Annotated in this window: 20 protein-coding genes; 13 read left to right on the forward strand and 7 right to left on the reverse strand. The window is 61.7% G+C overall.

From position 1 onward, the window contains the following. From iolE to HGO38_RS08410, 4 genes are read left to right on the forward strand one after another with little or no spacing between them, the layout of a single operon-like run. Complete coding sequence (gene iolE / locus HGO38_RS08395) at positions 1-906, forward strand: myo-inosose-2 dehydratase (RefSeq protein WP_250955442.1); 906 nt, start codon at positions 1-3, stop codon at positions 904-906. Beyond that, a complete protein-coding gene (locus HGO38_RS08400) occupies positions 903-1,118 on the forward strand; it encodes a hypothetical protein (RefSeq protein WP_250955443.1) in 216 nt (71 codons plus the stop codon). The genes iolE and HGO38_RS08400 overlap by 4 nt, the downstream gene beginning before the upstream one ends. After that, positions 1,115-1,924, forward strand: a complete 810-nt coding sequence (gene iolB / locus HGO38_RS08405) for a 5-deoxy-glucuronate isomerase (protein ID WP_250955444.1) — start codon at positions 1,115-1,117, stop codon at positions 1,922-1,924. Before HGO38_RS08400 ends, iolB begins: the two co-directional genes overlap by 4 nt. Positions 1,925-1,978: 54 nt before the next feature. After that, positions 1,979-3,097, forward strand: a complete 1,119-nt coding sequence (locus tag HGO38_RS08410) for a Gfo/Idh/MocA family protein (RefSeq protein WP_250955445.1) — start codon at positions 1,979-1,981, stop codon at positions 3,095-3,097. Positions 3,098-3,104: 7 nt separating this feature from the next. Here HGO38_RS08410 and HGO38_RS08415 read toward each other — a convergent pair whose 3' ends face one another. After that, a complete protein-coding gene (locus HGO38_RS08415; RefSeq protein WP_250955446.1) occupies positions 3,105-4,121 on the reverse strand; it encodes a glycosyltransferase family protein in 1,017 nt (338 codons plus the stop codon). A gap of 160 nt (positions 4,122-4,281) precedes the next feature. Here HGO38_RS08415 and HGO38_RS08420 point away from each other — a divergent pair, with 160 nt between their 5' ends. Further along, positions 4,282-5,985, forward strand: a complete 1,704-nt coding sequence (locus HGO38_RS08420; RefSeq protein WP_250955447.1) for an O-linked N-acetylglucosamine transferase, SPINDLY family protein — start codon at positions 4,282-4,284, stop codon at positions 5,983-5,985. Positions 5,986-6,000: 15 nt separating this feature from the next. On the opposite strand, the gene HGO38_RS08425 is transcribed toward HGO38_RS08420, so the two are convergent. Beyond that, the gene (locus HGO38_RS08425; protein WP_250955448.1) at positions 6,001-6,639 is read right to left on the reverse strand and encodes a response regulator transcription factor; all 639 of its coding nucleotides are present in this window, start codon (positions 6,637-6,639) and stop codon (positions 6,001-6,003) included. Further along, positions 6,636-8,624: a two-component system sensor histidine kinase NtrB gene (locus HGO38_RS31120; protein WP_250955449.1), complete on the reverse strand. Its 1,989-nt coding sequence runs from the start codon at positions 8,622-8,624 to the stop codon at positions 6,636-6,638. The genes HGO38_RS08425 and HGO38_RS31120 overlap by 4 nt, the downstream gene beginning before the upstream one ends. 205 nt (positions 8,625-8,829) lie before the next feature. Between HGO38_RS31120 and HGO38_RS08435 the strand changes: the two genes are divergently transcribed. From HGO38_RS08435 to HGO38_RS08445, 3 genes are all read left to right on the forward strand, one after another. After that, the gene (locus HGO38_RS08435; RefSeq protein WP_502941518.1) at positions 8,830-9,843 is read left to right on the forward strand and encodes a TRAP transporter substrate-binding protein; all 1,014 of its coding nucleotides are present in this window, start codon (positions 8,830-8,832) and stop codon (positions 9,841-9,843) included. 191 nt (positions 9,844-10,034) lie between these two features. Beyond that, a complete protein-coding gene (locus HGO38_RS08440) occupies positions 10,035-10,676 on the forward strand; it encodes a TRAP transporter small permease (protein WP_250955450.1) in 642 nt (213 codons plus the stop codon). Positions 10,677-10,679: 3 nt separating this feature from the next. Beyond that, a complete protein-coding gene (locus HGO38_RS08445) occupies positions 10,680-12,002 on the forward strand; it encodes a TRAP transporter large permease (protein WP_250955451.1) in 1,323 nt (440 codons plus the stop codon). Between the two features lie 161 nt (positions 12,003-12,163). Here HGO38_RS08445 and HGO38_RS08450 read toward each other — a convergent pair whose 3' ends face one another. Next, the gene (locus tag HGO38_RS08450; protein WP_250955452.1) at positions 12,164-12,565 is read right to left on the reverse strand and encodes a hypothetical protein; all 402 of its coding nucleotides are present in this window, start codon (positions 12,563-12,565) and stop codon (positions 12,164-12,166) included. Positions 12,566-12,711: 146 nt separating this feature from the next. On the opposite strand from HGO38_RS08450, the gene HGO38_RS08455 reads away from it, so the two are divergent. The 3 genes from HGO38_RS08455 (at position 12,712) to HGO38_RS08465 (ending at position 14,783) form a co-directional block, all read left to right on the forward strand. Then, positions 12,712-13,410 carry an SDR family NAD(P)-dependent oxidoreductase gene (locus HGO38_RS08455; RefSeq protein WP_250955675.1) on the forward strand — a complete coding sequence of 233 codons (699 nt, stop codon included), beginning with the start codon at positions 12,712-12,714 and terminating at the stop codon, positions 13,408-13,410. A gap of 75 nt (positions 13,411-13,485) precedes the next feature. After that, positions 13,486-14,001 (forward strand): DUF3833 family protein, encoded by a 516-nt coding sequence (locus HGO38_RS08460; protein WP_250955453.1) that lies wholly within the window; start codon positions 13,486-13,488, stop codon positions 13,999-14,001. Then, on the forward strand, positions 13,998-14,783 hold the full coding sequence (locus HGO38_RS08465; protein ID WP_250955454.1) for an SDR family NAD(P)-dependent oxidoreductase: 786 nt from the start codon (positions 13,998-14,000) through the stop codon (positions 14,781-14,783). Before HGO38_RS08460 ends, HGO38_RS08465 begins: the two co-directional genes overlap by 4 nt. Before the next feature lie 57 nt (positions 14,784-14,840). On the opposite strand, the gene HGO38_RS08470 is transcribed toward HGO38_RS08465, so the two are convergent. From HGO38_RS08470 to HGO38_RS08480, 3 genes are read right to left on the reverse strand one after another with little or no spacing between them, the layout of a single operon-like run. After that, positions 14,841-16,058 carry an SAM-dependent methyltransferase gene (locus tag HGO38_RS08470; protein WP_250955455.1) on the reverse strand — a complete coding sequence of 406 codons (1,218 nt, stop codon included), beginning with the start codon at positions 16,056-16,058 and terminating at the stop codon, positions 14,841-14,843. Next, positions 16,055-16,858: a DUF1365 domain-containing protein gene (locus tag HGO38_RS08475; RefSeq protein WP_250955456.1), complete on the reverse strand. Its 804-nt coding sequence runs from the start codon at positions 16,856-16,858 to the stop codon at positions 16,055-16,057. The genes HGO38_RS08470 and HGO38_RS08475 overlap by 4 nt, the downstream gene beginning before the upstream one ends. Next, the gene (locus tag HGO38_RS08480) at positions 16,855-18,216 is read right to left on the reverse strand and encodes an NAD(P)/FAD-dependent oxidoreductase (RefSeq protein ID WP_250955457.1); all 1,362 of its coding nucleotides are present in this window, start codon (positions 18,214-18,216) and stop codon (positions 16,855-16,857) included. The genes HGO38_RS08475 and HGO38_RS08480 overlap by 4 nt, the downstream gene beginning before the upstream one ends. On the opposite strand from HGO38_RS08480, the gene HGO38_RS08485 reads away from it, so the two are divergent. Next, a complete protein-coding gene (locus tag HGO38_RS08485) occupies positions 18,209-19,024 on the forward strand; it encodes a sigma-70 family RNA polymerase sigma factor (RefSeq protein WP_352230466.1) in 816 nt (271 codons plus the stop codon). The genes HGO38_RS08480 and HGO38_RS08485 overlap by 8 nt on opposite strands. Then, entirely contained in the window at positions 19,021-19,710 is a 690-nt protein-coding gene (locus tag HGO38_RS08490) for a ChrR family anti-sigma-E factor (protein WP_250955458.1), read from the forward strand. Before HGO38_RS08485 ends, HGO38_RS08490 begins: the two co-directional genes overlap by 4 nt. The last annotated feature ends 2 nt before the right edge of the window (positions 19,711-19,712 follow it).

Genomic DNA, 19,712 nt, shown 5'->3' on the forward strand with positions numbered 1-19,712 from the left:
ATGATCCTCTACGGCACAAACCCCATTGCCTGGTCCAATGACGACGACCGCACGCTCGGCGCCCATATCAGCCTTGAGCAATGCCTGGACGAAACCGCCCGGATCGGCTTCGACGGCATCGAGAAGGGCCACAAGTTTCCGACCGATCCCGCCGGTCTCAAGGCCGTGCTCGAGCCCCGTGGCCTGCGGTTCGTCTCCGGCTGGCATTCGCTCAACCTGCTGACCCAGTCGATCGAGGCCGAAAAGGCCGCCATGCAGCCGGCGCTCGACCTTCTGAAGGCCATGGGCTGCAAGGTCATCATCGTCTGCGAAACCTCCAATGCCATCCACGGCAATGACGATAGGGCCGTCAACGACCGGCCGCGCCTCGCCGATGACCAATGGGCAAGCTTCGGTGCCGGCGTCGAGGCCCTGGCCGAATTCTCCGCGTCGCAGGGCATCTCGCTCGTCTATCACCACCACATGGGCACGGTGGTCGAGAGCGAAGACGAGATCGACAAATTGATGGCCCATACGGGACCGCACGCAAAACTGCTGCTCGACACCGGCCATTGCCTGTTCGGTGGCGGCAATCCGGAACGCGCCGCCCGCAACCACATGGGCCGCGTCGGCCATATCCATGCCAAGAACATCCGCCCGGCGATTGCCGCTGAAGTTCGCAGCGAAGGCCTGTCCTTTCTTGAGGGCGTGCGCCGCGGCGTCTTTACCGTGCCCGGCGATACCGAGGGTGGCGTCGATTTTCCGTCCGTGCTTAAAGTTGCCGCCGAACAAGGTTACCAGGGTTGGCTGGTGATCGAGGCCGAGCAGGACCCGGATGTGCGCAATCCGTTCGACTATCAGAGTCTCGGCCTGAAATCCCTCAAGGCGATGGCGCGCGCCGCAGGACTGGACAAGACAGGACCATGAAATTCTTCGATCCGGACCACCCCTTCCTGCGGCCGCTCTGGCGCCGCATCGTTATCGTCGTGGCCACTTTGGCCTGGGCGGGGGTCGAGTTCATGAACGGCGCGATCGGCTGGGGCTTCGTGTTCCTGGCCGCCGCCCTTTACTGCGGCCTGCACTTCTTCGTGGTGTCGCGGCCGAAGCAGGACGATACGACGGGAGGCGCAGACGAATGACGGATCTGTTGAGGAAACCGACGGCTACAAGCGGCAAGGTGCACGACATCACGCCGCAAAGCGCCGGCTGGGGTTATGTCGGCTTTGGTCTTTACAAGTTGAAAGCCGGTGAAACGGCAGCGGAAGCAACCGGCGAGACCGAGGTCATCCTCGTGCTGGTCGAGGGCAAGGCCGAGCTTTCAGGTGGGGACAAGCGCTTCGGCGAACTCGGCGATCGCATGAACGTCTTCGAGCGCAAGCCGCCGCATTGCGTCTATATCCCCGCCGGTGCCGACTGGACGGCAACCGCCACCACCGACTGCACGCTGGCCGTCTGCACCGCACCGGCCATGCCCGGTCGTGAAGCTGCGATCATCGGGCCGGCCGGCATCACGCTCACCGAGCGCGGCAAGGGCGCCAATACGCGCTACATTTTCCCGATTGCCATGGAAGAGCGCGACGTCGCCGACAGCCTGCTGGTGACCGAAGTGTTCACGCCATCCGGCAATTGGTCGTCCTATCCGCCCCATCGTCATGACGAGGATAACTTTCCCGACATGACCTATCTCGAGGAAAGCTATTATCACCGCCTCAACCCGGATCAGGGTTTCGGTTTCCAGCGTGTCTTTACCGAAGACGGATCGCTGGATGAGACCATGGCGGTGTCGAGCGGCGATGTCGTGCTGGTGCCCAAGGGCCATCATCCCTGCGGTGCGCCCTATGGCTATGACATGTATTACCTGAACGTCATGGCCGGTCCTTTGCGCAAATGGCGGTTCCAGAACCATCCAGATCACGACTGGATTTTCAAACGCGACAATCCCTAAGGCCGATAGCGGTCCGGGACGCAATTTAAGATAGAATGACTCTGGGAGGGGTTCATGGCAGGTTTGGGCATCGGGCTGATCGGCACCGGTTATATGGGCAAGTGCCATGCGCTGGCATGGAATTCGGTCTCAAGCGTCTTCGGTGATGTGGAGCGGCCGCGGTTGATCACGCTGGCCGAGGTCAATGCCGATCTGGCGGCGACGAAAGCGCAGGAGCTTGGCTTCTCGACATCGACGGGTCACTGGCAGGACCTGCTGGAGAATCCGGCTATCGATGTGATCTCCGTGACCACGCCCAATGCCTTTCATGCCGAGATGGCCATTGCCGCTCTCGAAGCCGGCAAGCATGTCTGGTGCGAAAAGCCGATGGCGCCGGCACTCGCCGATGCGGTCGTCATGCGCGACGCTGCCGCAGGCTCCGGCAAGGTGGCGGCCATGGGCTACAACTATATCCAGAACCCGATGATCCGCCGCATGAAGCAGCTGATCGATGACGGCGCGATCGGCGCGGTCAATCACGTCCGCGTCGAGATGGACGAGGATTTTATGGCCGATCCTTCGGCGCTGTTCTACTGGAAGAGCGAGGCGTCTTCCGGCTATGGCGCCCTCGACGATTTCGCCGTGCATCCCCTGTCGCTGCTGTTCACGCTGTTCGGCCATGTCGAGGCGGTGGTTGCGGATATGGGCAAACCCTATGCGACCCGCCCGTTGAAGGACGGCGGCACGCGAGAGGTTGAAAACCACGATATCGCCAGCGTGCTGCTGCGGCTTGAGGGCAACATATCGGCGGTGCTGATGGCCAATCGCTCCGCCTGGGGCCGCAAGGGCCGCATCGCCCTGCAGATCTTCGGCGCGGCCGGCTCCATCCTGTTCGACCAGGAGCGGATGAACGAATTCGAGATTTATCGCACCGGCGAGGCCGGCAGCGAGCAGGGTTTTGCCAGGGTGCTGGCCGCCCCCGCGCACAGGCCCTATGACCGCTTCATCCCGGCGCCCGGCCATGGCCTGGGTTTCAACGACCTGAAGATCATCGAGTGCCGCGAACTGATCGGCGCGATCGCCGGCGACAGAGCGCACCTGATCGATTTCGAGCAGGGCCTGCGCATCGAGCGCAGCGTCCATGCTATGGCCCGCTCCTTTACAGAGCAGCGCTGGGTCGAGGTTTCCGCCTGACGAACGGTTAGTTGGAAGCGGCCCGGCGGAACCGGACATATCGGTCGCCGAGCCCCGGCGACAGGCGATCGACCAGCGGCAGGCATTGCGCGAAGACAGCCGACAGATCCGTCGTTCGGCCGATGGCCTCGGCAATCCCCGGCACGTCGGCATCGTATCTCTGCGGCTCGGCCATGACCTTGCGCAGGAACGTGCCAAGGGCGATCCGGGCATTCATCGCCTTTGCGCTCTGCCGCATGGCCGGGGTGAGCGGCAGGAAATTGGCTTCCAGGAAACAGTCGACATCAATGTAACGGAGCAGAGCGGCGTAGTGTTCGGCTTCGTCGCGAAGGCCGACCTGTCGATACAGCAATGCCTTGGTATCGGTCAGGCTCTGTCCTTTGGCCCAGCGCCCCAGATCGTAGCGATAGAGCGTGGCGGGATCGTAGAGCACCCGGCCGGAGGCAATCAGCGCAAAGGAAAGGGACCAGTCGCAGTAGCCGCCCCGCGTCGGATGATGGTCGACGAACAGTCGGGAGAGATCGCGAAACGGTTCGGTCCGGTAAAGGCTGTAATAGATCGAATTGTTGCCCTGGGTCTTATCGTTATATTCCAGCAGCCGATCCCCGGCATCCGCGGACAGGATGGCGAAGCGCTCCGTCTGGAGGACGCCCTTCTCGACTGTCCAGATATGGGTTCGCGGACGCAGTGCAATCACGTCGGGGGCAAGTTCCGCAAGATCGGTTCGCGGCTCTCCGTCCAGCAGGTAGATCTCGTCATCGTCGCCCATCGGCATCAGGAACGGTGTCTCGACCTGCGCCAGGGCCGTCATATGATTGAGCAGGGCATCGTCGTTCGGCGGAACCACATAGGTCATCCGCGCCGAGCAATGCTCAAACTGCCGGCGCTTTTCCGGGTCGCCGGAATTGTCCGACAAGATGAACCGGCAATCGGCTTTTTCCGCATAGCGAAGCGCACTTTCGATGGCGCTGCGCGAGGCTTTGAAACTGCGGTTGCTGGGCATGAAAATGGACAGTTGCGTCATGGAGTTCCGGCTTGCCGAGAGGACGTCGTCGCATGTGATAGCGCGGCGCGGTTGACCCGAGCTTGCGTGATGGTCCTGATTTATCCAGCCCTGAACCAGTCTCTCCGTCTAACGAGGGAGAAATGGCCTTCAATTCATGTGTTTCAGGACGACGACCTGTATGGCAAGACCCATCGACAAAGTGCTTCTGAGCTACAGGGCCGGGCGTTATGACGACGCCTTGGCCGCCTTGCTGCCGATGCTGAAGAAGGCATCGACGCCTGTGCTGGAGATGATGCTGCTGGCGGCGCAATGCTACAGCAAGACCAAGCAGAATGCCGAGGCCGCGAAATGGTATCTCAAGGCGTCCGAAGTGCCGGGCCCCAAGCAGGCCATGCTGCGGGCGCTTGCCGCAGAACTGTTGCAGCAACTGGACGAATCGCTGGCGGCGCTCACCGCGGCAAGACAGGCGGCAAAGTCGGTGGAATTCGATCGTGAAGCCGAAGCATCCTTCCGGCGCTGCCTGCACAAGTCACTTTGCCTCGATGAGACGCTCATGGAGAACCAGCGGTTCCTCGATCTGCTGCGGGCCGGCGACGAGCGGTATTTTTCGGTCGAGCAACCCTTCAACAATATTTCCTGGTGTGCGGACGAAAGCCTCAACGCGCGCATGACCTATGTGCACAATGCCAGCGCCTATACCGCAGACACCAAGCAGGCCCGGCGGACATTTCCCCACGCTTTCGACAATAAGATCCGTATCGGCTATCTCTCGTCGGATTTCAGCGATCAGCACGCCACCATGCGCCTATTCCAGAGCGTGATCTTTGGCCACGATCGGCAGAGGTTCGACGTGACCCTGTTCTGCAATACGAACGAGGAGATGATCAGGAACGATCGCGGCCTTCGGCAAACCTATCCCAATCTCGTGCAGATCGGTCATCTCTCGGACATGGCGGCGGCACAGCTGATTCGCAGCCGCGGGATCGACATCCTGGTCGACCTGAAGGGCCACACGAAAGGCGCGCGCATCGGCGTCATCAATATCGGCGGGGCGCCCATCCAGGTCGCCTATCTCGGCTATCCCGGTTCCGGCACAGGCATCGACTGCGATTATGTCATCGGCGACCGGATCGTTCTGCCGACGGAGAGCCGACCGTTCTATCACGAGAAATTCTGCCTTCTGCCAGACAGCTACCAGGCCAACGACAATATCCATCGGCCGCGCCCACAGGCAGCCACCCGCGCGGCACTCGGCCTTCCCGAGGATCGCCCGATCCTGGCCGCCTTCAACGTGACGCGCAAGATCACGCCGCAGACGGCGAGCCTTTGGGCCGAGATCCTGCGTAGGACGCCGGCAAGCCTGCTGTGGATCCTGTGCTCCGATCGTTTTGCCCGCGACAATTTCCTGAAATGGATATCCGAAGAAGGCATCGCCCGCGAACGGGTGATCTTTGCCGACCGCGCCGACTATGCCGAGCACATTGCCCGTCTCCCGGCGGCCGATATCGGCCTGGACACCTTTCCCTATAACGGCCATACGACCACGTCGGACCAGCTCTGGGCAGGCCTGCCGGTGCCCACCTACAAGGGCAGCCATTTCGCATCGCGTGTGACCGAGAGCCTTCTCAACGCTGCCGGTATCCCGGAACTGGTCGCCGCCGATCCAAGGTCCTATGTCGAGCTCTGCGTTTCTCTCATCGAGGATGCCCCGCGTCTTCGAGCAGTCCGCGAAAAGCTGCGCGCCGGGCGTGACACCTGCCCGCTGTTCGACACGACGCGCTTCACGCGCCATTTGGAACAGGCATTCGAAATCATGGTCGAACGGGAACGCGCCGGCCTTGCCCCCGACCATTTCGCCGTGTCGCCCCTGCCGGTCCGCTGATTACGAAGTGCTCGCTCAGCCCGGCAGTTCGATGCCGTGCGAGGCAAGCGTGGCCGCCAGCTCGACCGCGTTGCGGGCCTGCATCTTCGACAGCACGCGGGCGCGATGCACCTCGACCGTGCGCATCGAGATCGACAGCGCATCGGCAATCTGCTTGTTGAGCAGCCCTTCCATCAGCAGACGCAGCACATCCACCTCGCGGGTCGACAGCAGTTGCAGCCGGCTCTCAAAGATCGCCCGCTCGCGATCTTCCGACATCAGCCCGAAATGGCTCTTCAGGCAGTCGACAACCGTGTCGACCAGCAGATTGTCGTTGAACGGTTTCTCGATGAAATCCGCAGCCCCGGTCTTCAGCGCCTCCACCGCGACCGGCACGTCGCCATGTCCGGTCAGGAAAATGACCGGTGCCTTGCTGCCGGCTTCTTTAAGCCGGCTAAAGGTTTCCAGGCCAGACAGGCCGCCCATGCGCATGTCCAGAATGATGCAGCCGAAACCGTCCAGCGGCAGAGCGGCGAGCAGGTCTTCGCCGCTCTCAAAGGACACGGCCCGCATCTGCCGGGACATGAACAGGAAGGTAAGCGAATCGCGGATGGCCGGATCGTCGTCGACCAGATAGACGACGGCATCTTTCAGGAAGGGCAGGGAATTGGTCATTGCGCGGCTGCCTCCTGTTCTACCGGCACGGGCAGCAGGATGGAGAAAATCGTACCGCCGCCAGGATTGGGTCGATGGGTCAGCCGACCGTGATGCAGTTCGATGATGGTGCGGCATATATTGAGCCCCATGCCCATGCCGTCGGCCTTGCTGGTGACGAAGGGCTCGAACAGCCGGCCGGCGACCGTCGGCGCGATGCCGGGACCACGGTCGCGGATTTCGATCACCTGGTTTGCCCCACTTTCGCTCAGCTCCACCTCGAGCTTGATGCGTCGCGTCGAAAGGCCGGCCATGGCCTCCATGCCGTTGCGCATCAGGTTGATCATCACCTGTTCCATGAGAATGCGGTCGGCGCGAACCGGCGACAGGCCCTTCTGCGCGACGATAGTGATGACGGCATTGTGGTTGCGGGCGTCCGCCTGCAGGAAGGAGGCCGTATCGTCGATGACCGAGGCAAGGCAAATATCCTCGAAATTCGGATCGCGCTTGCGCACGAAGTCCTGGATGCGCCGGATGATCTGTCCAGCCCGCGCCGTCTGCAGCGACAGCTTCTCGATGGCCGGGATCACCGCTTCCTTAGGCGTGTCGGGCGAGCGCAGCAGATTGAGCGATCCTGCCGCATAGCTGGCAACGGCCGCCAGCGGCTGGTTCAACTCATGGGCCAGGGAAGAGGCCATTTCGCCCAGCGTCACCAGCCGGCCGGTGCGCTGCAGGTTTTCGGCCTGCACCCTGGCCAGTTCGGCGGCCTTCTTCTGGTCCGATATGTCGATGATCGACCCCATCCAGCCGCGATGCTGGCCATTCGCGTCGATCAGCGGCGCCTCGAAGACCTGCACCTCCAGTTCCTGCCCGTCCTTGCGGCGGAAGCAGGTCTCGAAACTCTGGATCCGGAGGCCACCGCGCTTCAGGGCATCGTGGCGGGCCAGCGTCTCGTTGATCCGGTCTTCCCGCCAATAGGGCATCGGCGGGCGATGTCCGGTCAGCTCCTCGGAGGTAAACCCGGTCATCTGGCAAAAGGCATTGTTGACATAGAGGATCGTGCCGTCGTGGTCGCGCGCCCTGAGGCCGACGGTGAGGCTTTCCTCCATCGCCCGCCGGAACGCCATTTCGGAGCGCAGGCGCATTTCGGCCGATCGGCGTTTCAGCGTATTGCCATAGAGCACGACGAGCGAGAACACGGCGAATAGCGCCAGGCCGAGGATGGCCGAGATCAGCAGGTTGTTGGAGAAATTGCCGCTGACGCGATAGGGCGAGATCGCCAGCCAGGCTCCGGCCAGCGGCGGGTCAAAGCTGATCTTGTGGGTAAGGTCAGCCCCGGCGGGCTCGACGCGCGCCTTTTCGGTCAGCACCCTGTTGTCGAGATCGACAAGCTGAACCGCATATTTTTCGGTGATCCACCAGGGGATCTGCCGGGCAATGAGCGACTTGATCGAGACGGTGGCTGAGATCCGTCCGCCGCCGTCGTCCATCGCCATGGAAATGTCGGCGCGAAGGTCGCCGCCGGCCTCGTAGAGTGGGCCATAGATCGGCCGGGCTGTGGTTGTCTGGGGCCGCGCTCCGGTCGCGGGTTGAGGGGCGGCCGACATCGCCTCCACGCTTTCCGGTACGGAAAACACCGCCTCGCCCGAGGCGTCGAAGACCGCGATGCGCAGCACTTCCGGATTGTTCTGCAGATGGATGCGAGCCCGGTCCTTCAACTGCTGCAGGCTGATCTGATGATGGCCGTGGTCGAGCGCCAGCCGGGCAACCGCATCCTCGTCGATCGACAGCTGGAAGCGCAAGGTCTGCTCGACCCACAGCGCATCGGAAATCATCGTGGTGCGGATGCGTTCGCCCTCATTGCGGTCGAGAACCCAGAGCAGCACGGTGATCATCGCTGTCAGCACGACGATCGCCACCAGCGGTATGACCTGGAGAAGGTCATACCGGCGCGCACCGCCGGCCATCGGCTCCGGACGTTCAGGACCTTGCACGTTGATGGTCACGACTGGATTTGCGCCTCCCTCGCAAATTCGAAGAAACGGTCGACGTTTCCTCTGAAACTCCGTTCACAGACACCTATGGCAGGAATGTGGAAATCCACAATAGCGCCGCATTTCGCGAGAGCCTATGACGCTTGCCAGTTCCGGGTGGTGGAGAAGCGGATGGTATCATCTGTCAAGGCCCGGAAGACAACTGGAGGAGAAAACCATGTTCACTCGTCGCGTACTCATGCGCACGGCAGCAGCCGTGGCCGTTTCGGCGTCATTCCTGGCCTCGGCGGCCAGCGCTGCCGATCCGATCATCATCAAGTTCAGCCATGTCGTGGCACCCGATACGCCGAAGGGCAAGGGCGCCGACAAGTTCAAGGAACTCGCGGAGAAATACACAAGCGGCGCGGTCAAGATCGAGGTCTATCCGAATTCGCAGCTCTACAAGGACAAGGAAGAACTGGAAGCCCTGCAGCTCGGCGCCGTGCAGATGCTGGCGCCGTCGCTGGCCAAGTTCGGACCGCTGGGTCTGAAGGATTTCGAAGTCTTCGACCTTCCCTATATTTTCCCGGACTATGAAGGCCTGCACAAGATCACCTATGGGCCGATCGGCAAGGAACTGCTCGACAAGCTCGGTGAAAAGGGCATCCAGGGACTGGCCTTCTGGGACAACGGCTTCAAGATCATGAGCGCCAATAGCCCGCTTCACACCGCGGACGATTTCCTCGGTCTGAAAATGCGCATCCAGTCGTCAAAGGTTCTCGAAGCCGAGATGAACGCGCTCGGCGCCGTGCCGCAGGTTCTGGCCTTCTCCGAAGTCTATCAGGCCCTGCAGACCGGCGTTGTCGACGGCACGGAAAACCCGCCGTCCAACATGTACACCCAGAAGATGCATGAGGTGCAGAAGCACGCCACGATCTCCAACCATGGCTATCTCGGCTATGCGGTGATCGTGAACAAGAAATTCTGGGACGAACTGCCGGCCGACGTGCGCGGCAATCTCGAAAAGGCGATGACCGAAGCGACCGAATACGCCAACGGCATTGCCAAGCAGGAAAACGAGAAGGCGCTGGACGCCATGAAGGCTGTCGGCAAGACCGAGTTCCATGAGATGACCGCTGACGAGCGCGAGTCCTGGCGCAAGGCCCTGTTGCCCGTCCACGACGAAATGGGCGAACGCATCGGTGCCGAACTCGTCAAGCGCGTTCAGCAGGAAACCGGCGCCGTCAACTAAGGCGCTCTGATCCGGGTGCTGCGCCCAAGGGGGCAGCACCCGTCGGATGTCTGGCGTTTTCGCTCTGCGGAGACCCATCGCCGACCCGAATGCCGGGCCTAAGGCCTCCGCCTTTTTCAATACAGCACCGTGCCGTCGCTCGCCTCCATGCGTGGCGAGGCTCAACCGTCACAATTAAGGGATTGGCTCCCATGCTTCGAATTCTCGACAGGCTCGAAGAGATCCTGATCGCCTCGCTGATCGCGGCGGCGACCTTGATCATCTTTGCCGCCGTTGCCCACCGCTACACGCTTGGCATTTTCGCCGACATGGTCAACTACTCGCGCGCCCACGAGCTGACCTGGCTGATGGGCTTTTCGCGAACGCTCTATTTCGGGTTGCGATCGGTCAATCTGGTCTGGGCTCAGGAACTCTGCATCATCCTCTTCGTGTGGATGGCGAAATTCGGAGCGGCCTATGGCGTTCGGACCGGCATCCATGTCGGCATCGACGTGATCATCAACATGCTGGAGCCCAAGAGCAGGGCCAGAATGGTTCTGTTCGGCCTCTTGGCCGGCGCGCTGTTTACCGGCATCATCGCGTCGCTCGGCGGCAATTTCGTTTTCCACATGTACCACACCTCGGCCATTTCCCCGGATCTCGAGCTGCCGATGTGGCTTGTCTACCTGGCCATTCCGCTCGGTTCGGGGCTGATGTGTTTCCGCTTCCTGCAGGTTGCCTGGAATTTCTGGCACACCGGCGAATTGCCCCATCACGATCACGGCCATGTCGATGGCATGGATGAAGAGGCCGAGGCCATTATCGCCAGCCCGCTGACTGCGAAGGACCGTTGAGCCATGAGCGCTGCCCTTATCTTTAGCGGACTGATCGCCCTGATGCTGACCGGCATGCCGATTTCGATCGCGCTTGGCCTGACGGTTCTCGTCTTCCTCTTCACCATGACCGCCGTGCCGATCGATACCGTGGCGTTGAAACTCTTCACCGGCATCGAGAAATTCGAGATCATGGCGATCCCGTTCTTCATTCTCGCCGGCAACTTCCTGACCCATGGCGGCGTCGCCCGACGGATGATCAATTTTGCCACCTCCATGGTCGGCCATTGGCATGGTGGCCTCGGTCTGGCGGGCGTGATTGCCTGCGCCCTGTTTGCTGCGGTCTCCGGCTCGTCGCCGGCAACCGTCGTTGCCATCGGTGCCGTCATCCTGCCGGCCATGCAGCGCCAGGGTTTTCCCAAGCAATTCGGTGCCGGCGTCATCACCACGTCGGGGGCACTCGGCATCCTGATCCCGCCGTCGATCGTCATGGTTATGTATTCGGTTGCCACGTCTGGCATGCAGGCAACCGGGCCGGACGGCCAGATCGTCTCCTCGGCCTCGGTCGGCGAACTGTTCATGGCCGGCGTCATCCCCGGACTGATCCTCGCCTCGCTGCTGGCCGCGACCACCTGGTGGCGTGCCTACAAGTTCGGCTATCCGCGCCTTGCCCGGGCCAACTGGGTCCAGCGCTGGCAGGCCTTCCGCAAGGCGGCCTGGGGCCTTCTGCTGATCGTCATCGTCATCGGCGGCATTTATTCGGGCCTCTTCACCCCGACCGAAGCGGCGGCCATGAGCGCGGTCTATGCCTTCATCATCGCCGTCTTCGTCTACAAGGATCTCAAGTTCTCGGATCTGCCGCGCGTGCTTCTGTCGTCGGCCAATATGTCGGCCATGCTGCTCTACATCATCACCAATGCGGTGCTGTTCTCTTTCCTGATGACCCATGAGAACATCCCGCAGGCATTGGGCGAATGGATGGTCAGTTCCGGCCTGAACTGGTGGATGTTCCTGATTGCCGTCAACATCCTGCTGCTGGCCGCCGGCAATTTCATGGAGCCCTCCTCGATCGTGCTGATCATGGCGCCGATCCTCTTTCCCGTGGCGGTGCGCCTCGGTATCGATCCGGTCCATTTCGGCATCATGATCGTCGTCAACATGGAGGTCGGCATGTGCCATCCGCCCGTCGGCCTCAATCTCTACGTGGCTGCGGGCATCACCAAGATGGGCATCACCGAGCTGACGGTCGCCGTCATGCCGTGGCTGATGACCATGCTCGCCTTCCTGGTGGCGGTCACCTACATCCCGGAAATCTCGCTCTTCCTGCCGAGACTGCTGGGCATGTAACCCGCACTGGCGAGAAATGCTCGCAAACAGGCGACCCAGTCGCCGTCAACAGCAAAACCCTTCGCGCCATCAAGCGCGAAGGGTATTGTTTTCATCATCACGTGAAGATCGCTAAGCGGGGCAGGGGCCGTTGACACGGCCCGTCAGCACAAACGGCCCGGTCACAGGCTGTTGCCGATGCGCGCCGTGCCGGTCTGGCCGTTGTTGCGGATCCATTTCAGCGTGTTTTCGCCCGTCTTGTAGAGCTCGAAACACATCGGCTGGCCTTTGTACCAGGTCTGGAACTTTTGGCAGAGCTGGTCGCCCTCCACCCACCAGGTGCCGGTATCCTTCGGCTTGGCGAGCCGGCCGAGGCCGAGCGCTTCGCCGGTGCCGTCGACCTTGCCATCGAGCCGATAGTTGAGCGGAAACTCGCCGCCCATTGGCGCCGCGAGATAGATCCGGCGACCGACAATGCCTTGCCGGATATCGTCCGCGCTATAGCGCTCTTGTGCGGCCGACGCGCTATCGGCGGCAGTCAAGGCCAGGAGGGCGATACAAATTGTCAGGAGACGATAATTCATCATTCTGGCTCCTTTGATGATCCGGTGACGGCGACGTTTGCGTAATACAAAGAACAATACGCACGCCTTTATGTTCCGGATCTTGGGGCGGTGTCGTTTTGGGTGTTTTCACCATTGAGGAACGCGCCGTGCAGGCATTTCAAGGCATGACATCCCTGGGCGACAGCTACAACGCCCTGATCATCGGCGCCTCCGGCGGCATTGGCTCGGCCTTCTGCCAGGTGCTCGCTGCGGACCCGGCCTGCCGCGGTCTTTCCCGTCTGTCGCGGCGTGACGACGGGTTCGATGTCACGGACGAGACCAGCATCAAAAATGCGGCCGAGGCTTTCGCGTCCGCTGGCCAGTCCTTCGATGTGATTGTCTGCGCCACGGGTGCCCTAACCATCGAGGGGCGCGGCCCGGAAAAGACCATCCGCGCCCTCGATGCCGAGGTCATGGCAAGGCAGTTTGCGCTGAACGCCATTGGCCCGGCGCTGGTGCTGAAGCATTTCGCGCCGCTGCTATCGAAGAACCGCCGTGCCGTGTTTGCAGCGCTGTCGGCCCGCGTCGGTTCGATCGGCGACAACCGGCTGGGCGGCTGGATATCCTATCGTGCCGCCAAGGCGGCACTCAACCAGATCATCCGCACCTCCGCCATCGAGATCACCCGCGGCAATCCGCAATCCCTCGTCGTGGCGCTGCATCCCGGCACGGTCGCCACGACGCTGTCGGAAAAATTCTCAGGCGGCCATGAGCGGCTGGCGCCGCAAGACAGCGCGGCACGGCTGCTTTCTGTTCTGGACGGGCTGGGAGCAGAGGAATCCGGCGGCTTCTTCGCCTATGACGGCGCACCGATCGATTGGTGAGCGCTATCACCGGTGTCTGCAAATCCGCAAGGTCGGTTCCGGCGTATTGGGCTTAACCACACAAGGAGATCGACGATGCGCAGTCTGGCAATCGCTCTGACGGGAATGACCATGAGCCTCTTATCCTTCACCCATTCGGCCGAAGCAGCGGATTTCCGCTTCGAGGACTATTTTCGCGGCAAGACGGAAGCGACCGGCAGCTTCAAGGCCATCAATGGCATCAGCCGGAAATTCGAAGTGGATCTCACGGGGCAGTGGGATGGCCGGACGTTGACCTTGCGTGAAGACTTCCAGTTCGACGACGGCACGCGCGACCGCAAGACCTGGCGCTTCACCAAGACCAGTCCGACGACCTATACCGGCACCCGCGAAGACGTGGTCGGAGAAACGAAGGTGACGCTCCGCGGCAACAAGGCGCGCTTTACCTATCTGGTCTATCTCGATCCGGCGAAGAAGGCCAACAAGGTGCGCTTCCATGACACCATGACGCTGAAACCGGACGGCACGGTGGTGAACACCGCGCTGGTGACCAAGTTCGGCCTGCCGGTCGCGCTGACCAAGGTGGAATTCCGCCGGGTTGGCAAATCATGAGTGCCGAAGCGCAATCCCAGCCGAATAGGCAAACCGGCAAACTGGCCTGGATCACCGGTGCCAGCTCAGGCATCGGCCGGGCGCTGGCTTTGAGGCTGGTTCGCGATGGCTGGCGGGTTGCCGCCAGCGCCCGTAGCGTCGAGGCGCTGGACGATCTGGTGCGCGAAGCGCCCGACAGGATCGCCAGCTATCCGCTTGATATCACCGACCCGGACGCCGTGAAGGCTTTGACACAGGCGATCACAGTTGCGATGGGGCCGATCGATCTGGCGGTCTTGTGTGCGGGCACCTATGCGCGCGACAGCGCCAGCCATTTCGATAGCCGGCAATTGGCCGGCATGGTCGAGCTCAACATCATGGGCACGGCCTATTGCCTGGAGGCCATGATCGCCGACATGGTCGGCCGCGGTTCCGGTCATATTGCCGTGGTGTCCTCTGTCTCCGGTTATGTCGGTCTGCCGGGTGCCGCCCACTATGGCGCGACCAAGGCGGCGCTGATCAATATGTGCGAGGCGCTTTATCCGGAATTGGAGGCCAAGGGCGTTCGCCTCAGCCTGGTCAATCCCGGCTTCGTGGAGACGCCGCTGACGGCCAAAAACGATTTTCCGATGCCGTTTCTGATCACGGCGGACGAGGCGGCCGATTACATCGCCCGAGGCCTTGCCGCCGAGCGCTTCGAAATCGCTTTCCCATGGAAAATGGTGCTGTCGCTGAAGATCCTGCGGATCCTGCCGCATCGCCTGCGCTTTGCGCTGACCCGCCGCATGCTGCGCAAGGATTGAGGGTAGGCTCTGAAATCATAGGATCGAGAGGCGGGACGTGTCCCGCCTCTTATGCGTTCAAGCCTTGGCGAGTTCGAACTGCACCACATCAAGCCGCCCGCTGCGGAAGCCCGCCGCGCAATAGTGGAGGTAATAGCGCCACATGCGGAAGAAGCGTTCGTCAAAACCGAGCGGCGCGATCTTCGCCCAATTGGCGATAAAGGCGCGGTCCCAGGCAAGCAGCGTCCGCTCGTAGTCGAGCCCGAAGCGGAAGGCCGACGTCACGCCGACCCCGCCGGCCGCAGCCGCTGTCTCGAACCGTGACACAGACGGCAGCATGCCGCCGGGGAAGATATAGGTCTGGATGAAATCGGCATTGCGACGATAGTGGTCGAACCTGTTATCATCGATGGTAATGACCTGGATCATCGCCCGGCCGTTCGGCTCCAGCAGCGTATGGACGCGGTCGAAATAGACCGGCCAATTCTCCTCGCCGACCGCCTCGAACATCTCGATCGACACGATCTTGGAAAATTGCCCCTGGCAGTCGCGATAGTCCTCCAGCCGGATATCGGCCTTGTCCGCGAGCCCGGCCTTCTGCAGCCGGTCGCGGGCATAAGTCGCCTGCTGCTTGGAGAGCGTCAGCCCGGTGACCCGGCAGCCGGTGGTGCGGATCGCATAGTCGGCAAAACCACCCCAGCCGCAGCCGATCTCCAGCACATGGTCGTCCGGGCCGATCTTCAGGGCCTCGACGATCCTGGCATATTTGGCATTCTGCGCATTGGCCAGCGGCTGGTTGTCATGGGCATAGAGCGCCGATGAATAGGTCATCGTCTCGTCCAGCCAGTGGCGGTAGAACTGGTTGCCCAGATCGTAGTGAAAGGCGATGTTGCGCCGGCTGCCGGCTTTGGAATTGCGTCGCAGCTTGTGGCGCAGCAGTGCAAAGCGGCCCAGCAGCGCCGATGGTGCCATCAGCGAGCGCCAATGGTTTTCGTTGGTGATGACCAGTTGCAGGAAGGCGCTGACATCGGGACTATCCCAATCGCCATCCATGTAGGATCGCGCGAACCCGAGGCTGCCGCCGGACACCATGCGGCGAACCGGCCGGGCATTGTTGAGCCGCAGGACGGCCGTCGGGCCTGCATGTCTGCCCTGGACCGTGTGTTCGCGGCCACCAGGAAAGATAATGGTCAGCCGGCCATGGCCAAGGCGCGCCGCCCAGCGGCACATCAGCCTTTGCCAGAGCGGTGCGGCCCCCACGATCAGCGGCGAGGTCTGTTGTTCGGCATGGCTCATGTCGGCGTACTCCCGCTTTCGGTTTTCGGGGCAATGATGGAACTGGCAATGCGCTGGTTTGCCGCCTTGTGGCGGTAGAGCGGCACGCCCTTGAACCAGAGGCGCAGGGCTTCCCAGTGAATGGCGCCCATGACCTTGAGGGTCATCAGCGGATAGGTGATAAACGCTTGCAGCAGCTCGCGGTCGGTCATTTCCCGCCTTTTGCCGGCAAAGGACGCATAGAGCAGCGGTCCTTCGCCATCGGCCTCGTTGATGCTCACCTGTACGCGCTCGGAGGGCGGCGCGATTTTGAACTGGTAGCTGCACTCCATCGGGATGAAGGGCGAAACATACATTTCCTTGGCGCAGGTATGCTTAACGCTGCCATCGGCTTCCGCCGTGGCCGGAATCACATAGGTATGTCGCTCGCCAAAGGTATTGCAGACCTCGTAGAGGATCGCTCGCAACACTCTGTCCGGTCCATGGCAGAAATAGACCGTCAGCGGATTGAACACATAGCCGAAGATGCGGGGATAGCAGAGCACCTCGACCTGCAATTTATCGACAGCGAGCCCGGCCTCCTTGAGGTGGCCGGCCACCCACTGTTTCAGGCGCCCCGTCTCGCCCAGCCCGTGGTCGCTGTCGCGAAAGCTGAAAATACCCCAGCGGTTATGAGCGAATAGGCGCAGCGAGCCGTCGAGCCCCGGCAATTCGTCGAGATCGAGCAGCAGGCAAAAGACATTGTAGCGAAGCCTGTGCCGCCGCGGCTTGTGCCGGGCATGCACCACCTCTCCCCTGTAGAGTGCCGAGTTCAGGGTCATTGCGCTGCCATCAGGTTCAGGCTGCGTGGCCCAAGATGAATGCGTGCCGACTCGTCCTTGACGGACCAAGGCCGGCGGATCCCGGCCAGGTCTTCCGCCGCAGCCAGGCCGGATTGCAGCCCGTCTTCGTGAAAGCCGGCGCCGAAATGCGCGCCGCAGAACCAGGTATTGTGCCGGCCCTGCAATTGCCAAAGCTCTTTCTGCGCCGCCATCGCCTTCTGGTCGAACAGCGGATGGGCATAGTGGAACGTCCCGTGGATCTTGGCCGGATCGATGGCGCGCGACGGGTTGAGGGTAACGAACAGCGGCACCGACGGGTCGAGATTTTGCAACTGGTTCATCCAGTAGGTCACGCAAAGCGGGCTGTCGCCGGACTGTTGACGGGTAGCGATATAGTTCCAGCTGGCCCAGACCTGTTTGCGCTTCGGCATCAGGCGGATGTCGGAATGCAGCACGGCCGTATTGGGGGTGTAGTCGAAGGCACCCAGAAGAGCGCGTTCGCGCTGATCGGCATCGCCGAGCATGGAAAGCGCCTGGTCCGCATGGGTGGCGATCACGATGTCGCTGAACTGGTCGCTATGGCCATGGATATCGGTGACCGTCACCTTTCCGCCGTTCCGGATAATATTGGCAACCGGCGTATTCTGTCGGATCGTACCTTTGAAATCCGCCAGCAGTCGGCTGACATAGGCGCGGCTCCCGCCCTTGACAGTCCGCCATTGCGGGCGGTCTTTCAACACCACGAGACCGTGGTTGACGAAGAAGCGGATGAAGGCATGCAGCGGATAGCCGCGCATGTCGTTAGCCGAGGACGACCAGATCGCCGCTCCCATCGGCATGAGGTGATCCTCGACAAAGGCCTGGCTATAGCGATTGGCGTCGAGATAATCGCCGATCGTTGCGCTTTGCAGCTCCTTGCGCTCCAGAAGTCCGGGGGCCTCTTTGTAAAAGCGCAGCAGATCCGACACCATGCGCCAGAATCTTGGGCGAAAGGCATTGCTGCGCTGGCCGAGCAGTCCGGACAGGCCGCAGCCGGAATATTCAAACCGGCCATCGTCCAGCGACGCAGCAAAGGACATGTTCGAGCCGTCGGTCGGCACGCCAAGGTGCTTAAACAGCGCCACCAGATTGGGATAGTTGCGGTCGTTGTAGACGATGAAACCGGTATCCACCGATATCACATCCAGACCGAAGCGAATTTCGACGGTATTGGCATGGCCACCCAGTCGGTTGTCGGCTTCATAGAGCGTGACGTCGCAATGCCTGGACAGCAGCCAGGCAGCTGAAAGGCCGGAAACTCCCGATCCGATCACGGCCACTTTGCGGCTCCCTCTTTGGGCGAAGATGTCGTTGTCCAAGCCTGTTCTCCACACGATCATTTTGCTGTCACTCGAATTGAGTACGCAACTTCCGGAGAAGCGGATTGCTGGATTGTTCATTTTTGATCTGGCCATGATCCAGCCTGCACGGTGCCGCGTAATAGGCTGCATGACAATGACCGTTTCCCTACCGGCTGTAGAATGCCACAATGGATACAAAGCGATGGCCCGACCTCTCACCCGGTCGCCAGGCAAGAATGCGGGCTGTCGGACCCGCTCGAACGGAATGGTCATGGATTTGGAAACAGAGGATATGTCCGCGTTGCTGGCCGCCGTTGGTCGGGACAGAAGCGTCGAGGCATTTGAAAAATTGTTCCGTTATTACGCCCCGCGGGTGCGCTCCTACATGGCGCGGCAATCGCGCGACGGGCAGGCGGCAGAGGAATTGATGCAGGAAACCATGATGATGGTCTGGAACAAGGCCAACCTGTTTGATCCGCAGCGCGGCAACGTTTCGGCCTGGATCTTCACGATCGCGCGAAACCTAAGGGTATCCGCCTATCGCAAGGATCGCCGGCCGGACTTCGATCCGAACGACCCGGCTTTTGTGCCCGATGATGAGGCGGCAGCCGATGTGCAGCTGGAAGACCGACAGGAAGCCGAGCGCCTGCACCGCGCCATGCTGAGCCTGCCGCAGGAGCAGCTCGATCTGTTGAAGCGCTCCTTTTTCAACGATGCCTCCCATAGCGCCATCGCCAAGGAACTCGACATTCCGCTGGGAACGGTGAAGTCGCGAATTCGCATGGCTTTTGCCAAGCTTCGCGCCGCCCTGGAGGATCGCCCATGACGATCCACCATCATATCAGCGACGAATTGCTGCTCGACTATGCCTCCGGCACCTTGGCAGAAGGCTGGAGCCTGGCCGTTGCCACCCATCTGGCACTGTGCCCGGCCTGCCGCCGCCGCCTCAAGGGCATGGAAGCGGCAGCCGGCATGTTGCTTGAAGCCCTGCCGAACACGACGGCAACGGTTGCCGGCAGCGACGCCGCATCCTGGGAAAAGATGAAAGCCAGAATGCAGGGCGACGGTCCGGGTGTAACCGTGGCCGCTGTCGCCGCGAAGCCAAATCCGCCCGCGACCTCACAGGCGCCACTGTTGCCGGAACCCTTGCGGTCCTATCTTGGTGGCGATGGGGCGGACCTGAAATGGCGGCCGCTCGGCCGCGGCGCCTATCATATCCCCATCCGCACCAAGGATGGCGAGACCAGCGTGCGGCTGCTGCGCATTCCAGCCGGCAAGCCAGTGCCCGAGCATAGCCATGGCGGACGCGAACTGACGCTGGTTCTGGCCGGCAGCTTCCATGACGAAGAGGGCGAATTCCATCGCGGCGATATCGAGGATGCCGATGAAACGCTGATGCATCAGCCGATCGCCAACGAAGGCGAGGATTGCATCTGCCTGGCGGTCACCGATGCGCCATTGAAATTCCGCAGCTGGCTGCTGCGGCTCGTTCAACCCGTTCTGGGGATATGAGG

This window comes from Rhizobium sp. CG5 (assembly GCF_023701945.1).
Lineage (GTDB): Bacteria > Pseudomonadota > Alphaproteobacteria > Rhizobiales > Rhizobiaceae > Allorhizobium.

Bases quoted from the DNA above. Each gene is read 5' to 3' on its own strand.
- iolE (WP_250955442.1), top strand. From the start codon at position 1: ATGATCCTCTACGGCACAAACCCCATTGCCTGGTCCAATGACGACGAC.
- HGO38_RS08400 (WP_250955443.1), top strand. From the start codon at position 903: ATGAAATTCTTCGATCCGGACCACCCCTTCCTGCGGCCGCTCTGGCGC.
- iolB (WP_250955444.1), top strand. From the start codon at position 1,115: ATGACGGATCTGTTGAGGAAACCGACGGCTACAAGCGGCAAGGTGCAC.
- HGO38_RS08410 (WP_250955445.1), top strand. From the start codon at position 1,979: ATGGCAGGTTTGGGCATCGGGCTGATCGGCACCGGTTATATGGGCAAG.
- HGO38_RS08415 (WP_250955446.1), bottom strand. From the start codon at position 4,121: ATGACGCAACTGTCCATTTTCATGCCCAGCAACCGCAGTTTCAAAGCC.
- HGO38_RS08420 (WP_250955447.1), top strand. From the start codon at position 4,282: ATGGCAAGACCCATCGACAAAGTGCTTCTGAGCTACAGGGCCGGGCGT.
- HGO38_RS08425 (WP_250955448.1), bottom strand. From the start codon at position 6,639: ATGACCAATTCCCTGCCCTTCCTGAAAGATGCCGTCGTCTATCTGGTC.
- HGO38_RS08435 (WP_502941518.1), top strand. From the start codon at position 8,830: ATGTTCACTCGTCGCGTACTCATGCGCACGGCAGCAGCCGTGGCCGTT.
- HGO38_RS08440 (WP_250955450.1), top strand. From the start codon at position 10,035: ATGCTTCGAATTCTCGACAGGCTCGAAGAGATCCTGATCGCCTCGCTG.
- HGO38_RS08445 (WP_250955451.1), top strand. From the start codon at position 10,680: ATGAGCGCTGCCCTTATCTTTAGCGGACTGATCGCCCTGATGCTGACC.
- HGO38_RS08450 (WP_250955452.1), bottom strand. From the start codon at position 12,565: ATGAATTATCGTCTCCTGACAATTTGTATCGCCCTCCTGGCCTTGACT.
- HGO38_RS08455 (WP_250955675.1), top strand. From the start codon at position 12,712: ATGACATCCCTGGGCGACAGCTACAACGCCCTGATCATCGGCGCCTCC.
- HGO38_RS08460 (WP_250955453.1), top strand. From the start codon at position 13,486: ATGCGCAGTCTGGCAATCGCTCTGACGGGAATGACCATGAGCCTCTTA.
- HGO38_RS08465 (WP_250955454.1), top strand. From the start codon at position 13,998: ATGAGTGCCGAAGCGCAATCCCAGCCGAATAGGCAAACCGGCAAACTG.
- HGO38_RS08470 (WP_250955455.1), bottom strand. From the start codon at position 16,058: ATGAGCCATGCCGAACAACAGACCTCGCCGCTGATCGTGGGGGCCGCA.
- HGO38_RS08475 (WP_250955456.1), bottom strand. From the start codon at position 16,858: ATGACCCTGAACTCGGCACTCTACAGGGGAGAGGTGGTGCATGCCCGG.
- HGO38_RS08490 (WP_250955458.1), top strand. From the start codon at position 19,021: ATGACGATCCACCATCATATCAGCGACGAATTGCTGCTCGACTATGCC.